Origin of the sequence: Streptomyces sp. NPDC048415 (genome assembly GCF_040651675.1) — a bacterium.
Classification (GTDB): Bacteria; Actinomycetota; Actinomycetes; order Streptomycetales; family Streptomycetaceae; genus Streptomyces.
On sequence record NZ_JBEZKJ010000194.1, the window covers coordinates 1 to 4,614 of the forward strand.

General features: G+C 69.1%; 4 protein-coding genes. 2 read left to right on the forward strand and 2 right to left on the reverse strand.

Annotation, left to right across the window (positions count from 1 at the left end):
* Window positions 1-58: 58 nt before the first annotated feature.
* The gene (hisS, locus tag AB0D27_RS45020; protein ID WP_362521368.1) at window positions 59-1,321 is read right to left on the reverse strand and encodes a histidine--tRNA ligase; all 1,263 of its coding nucleotides are present in this window, start codon (window positions 1,319-1,321) and stop codon (window positions 59-61) included.
* An 11-nt stretch (window positions 1,322-1,332) separates the two neighbouring features.
* On the reverse strand, window positions 1,333-2,049 hold the full coding sequence (locus AB0D27_RS45025; RefSeq protein WP_362521371.1) for an MBL fold metallo-hydrolase: 717 nt from the start codon (window positions 2,047-2,049) through the stop codon (window positions 1,333-1,335).
* 181 nt (window positions 2,050-2,230) lie between these two features.
* Here AB0D27_RS45025 and AB0D27_RS45030 point away from each other — a divergent pair, with 181 nt between their 5' ends.
* A complete protein-coding gene (locus tag AB0D27_RS45030; RefSeq protein ID WP_362521374.1) occupies window positions 2,231-3,079 on the forward strand; it encodes a peptidylprolyl isomerase in 849 nt (282 codons plus the stop codon).
* Window positions 3,080-3,213: 134 nt separating this feature from the next.
* Window positions 3,214-4,443 carry a DUF349 domain-containing protein gene (locus AB0D27_RS45035; RefSeq protein ID WP_362521377.1) on the forward strand — a complete coding sequence of 410 codons (1,230 nt, stop codon included), beginning with the start codon at window positions 3,214-3,216 and terminating at the stop codon, window positions 4,441-4,443.
* Window positions 4,444-4,614 lie beyond the last annotated feature (171 nt).

A 4,614-nucleotide genomic window follows, 5' to 3' on the forward strand; every position in this document is an offset into this window, starting at 1 on the left:
GGGGCGAAGCCCCCCAGACCCGGGACGGGTAGGGGCGGAGGGGGCGAAACCCCCCGCCTCAGCCCAGACGTGCCCGCAACTCCGCAACGACCCCGTCGACCGGCACCGCCGTCTGCTCCCCGGACTCCATGTCCTTGAGCTGCACCACACCCTCTGCGAGGTCCCGCTCACCGGCGACGAGGGTGTACCGGGCGCCCGAACGGTTCGCGTTCTTCATCGCACCCTTGAGCCCCTTCCCCCCGTACGAGAAGTCGGCCGCCACCCCCGCCTTGCGCAGGGAGGTGACCACACCGAACAGGACCCGTCGGGCCTCGTCCCCGAGTGGCACCGCGAACACACTGGTGGACGCGGGGAGTTCGAGCGAGATCCCCTCGGCCTCGAGGGCGAGCACCGTACGGTCCACCCCGAGCGCCCAGCCGACGGACGGCAGCGCGGGACCGCCGATCATCTCGGAGAGCCCGTCATAGCGCCCGCCGCCACCCACCGCGGACTGGGAACCGAGGCCGTCGTGGACGAACTCGAAGGTGGTGCGGGTGTAGTAGTCGAGCCCACGCACCAGCTTCGGGTCGTCCTCGAAGGAGACGCCCGCGGCCGTGATCAGCTCGCGCACCTCCTCGTGGTAGGCCTTGCACGCGTCGCACAGGTAGTCGCGGAGCAGGGGCGCGCCCACGAGCTGCTTCTGGACGTCGTCCCGCTTGTCGTCGAGGACCCGCAACGGGTTGATCTCAGCGCGGCGGAGGGTGTCCTCGTCCAGGCTCAGGCCACGCAGGAAGTCCTGGAGGGCCGCCCGGTACACGGGACGGCACTCCTTGTCGCCCAGGGAATTCAGCAGAATCCGGAAGTCGCGCAGCCCCAGCGACCGGTACGCCTGGTCCGCCAGGATGATCAGCTCGGCGTCGAGAGCCGGATCCTCGGCGCCGATCGCCTCGGCGCCGACCTGGGAGAAGTGCCGGTAACGGCCCTTCTGGGGGCGCTCGTAGCGGTAGTACGAGCCCGAGTACCAGAGCTTGACGGGGAGGTTGCCCGCCTTGTGCAGGTTGGCCTCGAGAGCCGCGCGCAGCACGGAGGCAGTGCCCTCCGGACGCAGGGCGAGCTGGTCGCCGCCCTTGGTCTCGAAGGCGTACATCTCCTTGGTCACGATGTCGGTGGACTCACCGACCCCGCGCGCGAACAGCTCGACGCTCTCGAAGCCGGGCGTCTCGATGTAGCCGTAACCGGAGTTCCGCAGCGGCGAAGCGATCGCCTCGCGCACGGCGAGGTACTTGGCGCTCTCCGGCGGAATCAGGTCGTACGTGCCCTTGGGGGCCTTGAAGGTGCTCACGGAAAGTCTCGTCACATTCCTCGTCGGGGAGCCTCAGGTGCTCCCTGGCCGGCGGCCACCTGCCGCAGATACGGGTTGGTGGCGCGCTCCTGGCCGATGGTCGTCTGGGGGCCGTGGCCGGACAGCACCACGGTCGAGTCGTCGAGCGGCAGGCACACACGGGCCAGCGAGTCGAGGATCTCGGCGTGGGAGCCGCCGGGCAGGTCGGTGCGTCCGATGGAGCCGGCGAAGAGCAGATCCCCGGAGAAGAACACGGACGGGATGTCTGATCCGTCGCGGGCTTCGGGCATCCGGAACGTCACCGACCCCTTGGTATGGCCGGGCGCGTGCGCGACGGACAGCTCCAGACCGGCCAGCTCCAGCTTGGCGCCGTCGGTCAGCGTCTTCACGTCGTCCGGCTCCCCCACGGTCAGCTCGCCCATCAGCGGCATTCCGATGGACCGGCCGAGCGCCTTCTCCGGGTCGCTCATCATGTACCGGTCCTCGGGGTGGATCCAGGCCGGTACGTTGTGCGCTCCGCACACCGGGACGACCGAGGCGACATGGTCGATGTGGCCGTGGGTGAGGATGACCGCGACGGGCCTGAGCCGATGCTTCTCGAGTGCGTCCTCGACTCCCTGGGCGGCCTGATGGCCCGGGTCGATGATCACGCACTCCTCACCCGCGGCGGGGGCGACCAGGTAACAGTTGGTCCCCCAGGCCCCGGCGGGGAACCCGGCAATGAGCACGATCGTCCTTCGTGGTGTCGTACGCGCTTTGTCTCGTACGCGGTGGGTGGCTGTGGATCAGAGCCTACCGGCGCTGCCGATTCCTCAGCGAACCCATATACGGTACGGGGCACACGCAGGCGGTCGGCTCACAAGACGCACGCGTCCCACATACGTACGAGACGCATGAGGAGAAAACCCGGTGGTCAGCCAGGAACAGCGGCGGCGTCAGCTCGCCCGGGAGAAGTTCTTGCGGCAGCAGCAGCGGCGCACGGCCGCGCGGCGCAAGACGAACGCACGCAACGCGGTGATCGCGTCGGTCCTCGGCGTGGTCGTCGTGGGCAGCGTGGTGTCGTACGCGACCGGGGTCTTCAAGGACGACGGCAAGAAGGCCAACGCGAGCGCGGAGGTGACTCCGAGCGCCACACCGACGAGCAAGGCGCCGGATCCGTGCCAGAAGGCCGCGGAGGGCAAGGTGAAGTCGCTGAGCTGGAAGAAGGAGCCGGCGCTCACCATCGACAAGTCGGCGAAGTACACGATGAACCTCGCGACGACGTGCGGCGCGATAGACATCGCGCTGAAGCCGTCGGCCGCACCGCACACGGTGAACTCGTTCAACTTCCTTGCCGGCAAGGGCTTCTTCGACCACACCAAGTGCCACCGGCTCACCACCGACGGCATCTACGTGCTGCAGTGCGGTGACCCGCAGGGCACCGGCGCCGGCGGTCCCGGCTACACGATCCCGGACGAGAACCTGAAGGACAAAAGCCTGAAGGGCAACGTGTATCCGGCGGGCACGGTCGCCATGGCCAACCAGTACAACCCCCAGACGAAGCAGGGGCGCGGCACCGGTGGCAGCCAGTTCTTCCTCGTTTACCAGGACAGTCAGCTGCCGCCCGACTACACACCGTTCGGAACGATGTCCGATGCGGGGATGAAGGTCCTGAAGAAGATCGCCGCTGCCGGTGCGCAGGCCGCCGACCCCCAGACGGGCAACACAGCACCGAATGCGACCGTTGTGATCAACAAGGCGACCATCACCAAATCCTGACCGTCAACTGGGGAATTTCGGTCGCGCGGGATGCGGACAGGCAACCGGCTGGTCGCCTATGTTGGCCGTGACGAAACTGTGGACGATGCCGGGGGAGCCGAGGCCCCTCGCAGGCATCATGTGGAGGAGGCGCTGTGAGCAGCGACCCGTGGGGCCGCGTCGATGAGACGGGGACCGTGTACGTGCGTACGGCCGACGGCGAGCAGGTCGTCGGTTCCTGGCAGGCCGGCTCCCCTGATGAGGCGCTGGCCTACTTCGAGCGCAAGTACGAGGGCCTGGTTGTCGAGATCGGCCTCCTCGAGAAGCGAGTGAAGACCACCGACCTGTCGGCGAAGGACGCCCAGGCCGCCATCGACCACATCCGCGAGCAGGTGGACGCGCACCACGCGGTCGGTGATCTGGACGCGCTGAAGAAGCGGCTGGACAAGCTCGTCGAGACGGTCGACGCGCGCCGTGAGGAGCGCAAGGTCCAGCGGGCCAAGCAGTCGGACGAGGCGCGGCACGCCAAGGAGGCGCTGGTCGTCGAGGCCGAGGAGCTGGCGCAGAGCGACCAGTGGCGGGCGGCCGGTGAGCGGCTGCGCGCGCTGGTGGACACGTGGAAGGGGCTGCCCCGGCTCGACCGCAAGTCGGACGACGAGCTGTGGCACCGCTTCTCGCACGCGCGCTCGGCGTTCTCCAAGCGCCGCAAGGCGCACTTCGCCTCGCTGGACGCGCAGCGCGAGGAGGCCCGCAAGACCAAGGAGAAGCTGGTCGCGGAGGCCGAGTCGCTGTCCGGCTCGGCGGACTGGGGTCCTACGGCGGCGCGCTATCGCGAGCTGATGGCCGACTGGAAGGCCGCGGGCCGCGCCCAGCGCGAGCACGAGGACGACCTGTGGAACCGCTTCCGCGGCGCCCAGGACGTGTTCTTCGCGGCGCGCAGCTCCGTCTTCGCCGAGCGTGACGCGGAGCAGTCGGAGAACCTGAAGCTCAAGGAGGAGCTGGCCGAGGAGGCCGAGAAGCTCCTCCCGGTGACCGACCTGAAGGCGGCCCGCGCCGCGTTCCGCTCCATCAACGAGCGCTGGGAGGCCATCGGCCACGTGCCGCGCGACACCCGCCCGAAGGTCGAGGGCCGGATGCACGCGGTGGAGCGGGCCCTGCAGGAGCAGGAGGAGGCCGAGTGGCGCCGGACCAACCCGGAGGCACGCGCGCGTGCCGAGGGTCTGACCGGTCAGCTGCAGGCCGCCGTGGACAAGCTCCAGGGCCAGATCGAGGCGGCTCGCTCCGCGGGCAACAACGCCAAGGCCGACAAGCTCCAGCGTGAGCTCGAGGGCCGTCAGGCCCTGCTGGAGCAGGCTCTCAAGGGCCTGCACGAGTTCGGCGGCTGAGCGGTGGCACAACGCTGAGGCGGCTGGTTTTCCGCTGCTACGTAGAGGGGCTCCCGTACGGGGCGTTCGGGAGCCCCACAACGTAGTGGGCCATTTAAGGGGCGGACGGAAGGCCTCGGACGGCCACCCGGCCGACGTCACCCGGTAAACCTGGTACACCCCCTCCACGCC